Origin of the sequence: Micromonospora sp. ATA51, from assembly GCF_016802855.1 — a bacterium.
In the GTDB taxonomy this organism is placed as follows: domain Bacteria; phylum Actinomycetota; class Actinomycetes; order Mycobacteriales; family Micromonosporaceae; genus Micromonospora; species Micromonospora sicca.
The window spans coordinates 1-1,747 of the sequence record NZ_JAEVHJ010000614.1 but is presented as its reverse complement, the minus strand read 5'-3'; the positions used below and the strand labels follow the sequence as shown (position 1 = coordinate 1,747).

At 72.5% G+C, this 1,747-nt stretch carries 3 protein-coding genes; all 3 read right to left on the bottom strand.

Going from position 1 to position 1,747, the window contains the following annotated elements; translation table 11 throughout:
* On the bottom strand, positions 1-191 hold a 191-nt coding region (locus tag JNW87_RS38335; protein ID WP_238455437.1), incomplete at its 3' end, for a hypothetical protein.
* A 135-nt stretch (positions 192-326) separates the two neighbouring features.
* Positions 327-1,535 carry a multicopper oxidase domain-containing protein gene (locus tag JNW87_RS38330; RefSeq protein WP_109801699.1) on the bottom strand — a complete coding sequence of 403 codons (1,209 nt, stop codon included), beginning with the start codon at positions 1,533-1,535 and terminating at the stop codon, positions 327-329.
* Positions 1,532-1,747: hypothetical protein (locus JNW87_RS38325; protein WP_238455436.1), on the bottom strand; the 216-nt coding region annotated here is incomplete at its 5' end. The genes JNW87_RS38325 and JNW87_RS38330, both read right to left, overlap by 4 nt.

The window sequence follows — 1,747 nt, the reverse complement described above, 5'->3', positions numbered from 1 at the left end:
ACGGCCTGGGCGGGCAGGGCCAACACGCCGAGCGCCAGCGCGGCGCTCGACGCCAGGGCGCCGACGCGGCGCGGCGCGGGGACGCGACGCGGAGTGGTGAGGGTGGGCGTGGTGGGTGTGATGGGACCCGTCGAGTCGGCGCGAAGGCGTCCGACCCAGCGGGAGAACCGGAAATGGCGTCTGTGAGCCATCTCGACTCCTCCTGATTGAGGGACAGGATCTTCCGGGTCGTTCCGCTGCCGGTGGGGTGTGGCGCTCACCGGAGCAGGTTGGGACCAGCAGCCACCCGGTCCGCGGGCGTCGGTGACCGCGGACCGGACCGCTGGTCAGTTGTGCTGGTGTGCGGTGCCGGCGGTGGCCGGCGCGGAGGTGATGCCGGCGGTGGCCGGCGCGGAGGTGGTGCCGGCGGTGGCCGGCGCGGCTGCCGGGTGCTGGTGGTCCATCCCCGGGGGCATCTGCCCGTTCTCGTCGAGGACGTGCAGCATCGTCGACATGCCGGCGTCGGAGTGGAACTGCATGTGGCAGTGCAGCATCCAGTGCCCCGGTCCGACCGAGTCACCGGCCACCACCTGGACGCCGAAGGAGTCGCCGGGGCCGAGCGTCTTGTTGTCGATGATCGGTACGGAGTCGGCGAACGGCTGCCCGTTGCTCACCACCCCCGTCCGGGTGTCCGCCCAGGAGTGGCCGTGCAGGTGGAAGGTGTGCATGTCGTTGCCGATGCCGATGACGACGAACTCGACCCGCTCCCCCTTCCTGGCGACCAGGCAGGTCGGGCCGGGCTGCGGATTCACCGTGTCGCAGGTGTCGGTGGCCTCGCCGCGACGCAGGTTGATGCTCTGCCGGTCACCGAAGGCCGTCACGTACGTCCGGTCCGGCTTCGGGTCGCTCGGCCGGCGGACGACCAGCCCGCCGAAGAGCCCAGCGGAGAGGCCCTGGGTGCCGTGCGGCCCGCCCACCACGTGGTCGTGGTACCACCAGTAGCCGGCGGTGCCCTGCGCGCCGGTCCGGTTGTTGCGGGGCTGGGCGTACCAGGTGTAGGTGCGCGACTCACCCGGCGGGACGTACGACGCGCTCTGCACCGTGCCGTCGGACTGCTGGGTGTACTTCACCCCGTGCACGTGCAGCGAGACGCCGAGCGGGTGGGCCGGGTTGGTGCGCAGCGCCGCCAGCGTCTCGGCGGAGACCTGGTTGTGCAGGGTGATGGCGAGGCACTCCCCCTCCATCATCTCCATGGTCGGGCCCGGGTAGGAGGCCGTCTCCGGGGTGAGGCCGTAGCCGAGCCGGATCTGCGTGCCGTCCTTCGGCAGTTCCACCGCGTACAACTGGAGGCTGCGGTCCGGCTTGGCGCAGCCCTCGGGCCGTTCGGCGGAGAACACCCCGGTGCCGGCGGCCGCGAAGCTGCCGGCGCCGACCAGGGTCAGCAGCACCACCGCCGCGACGACCAGCAGTCGCCGCGCCCCGGAGCGGGAACGGTCGGGCCGGGCCGCGTCCGGCTCCGGAAGCGGACCGGTCTCCGTCAGTCGCCAGGCGCTCACCGGGCACCCCGCAGTTCCACCATGCGCTGGTAGCTCCGCTCGGCGGCGCCCAACGACCCGGGCGGGTTGGGCTGGGCGTTCGGACCAGAGTCCTGCTCCCACAGGTACTCGAAGCGGCCCCCACCCGTCAGCTCGCCGAAGAAGTCGCGAACGGGATGACCCCGGCGCCGAACTCGACGTCCAGGTAGGAGTTGCCCTGCTGGGGGTCGGGC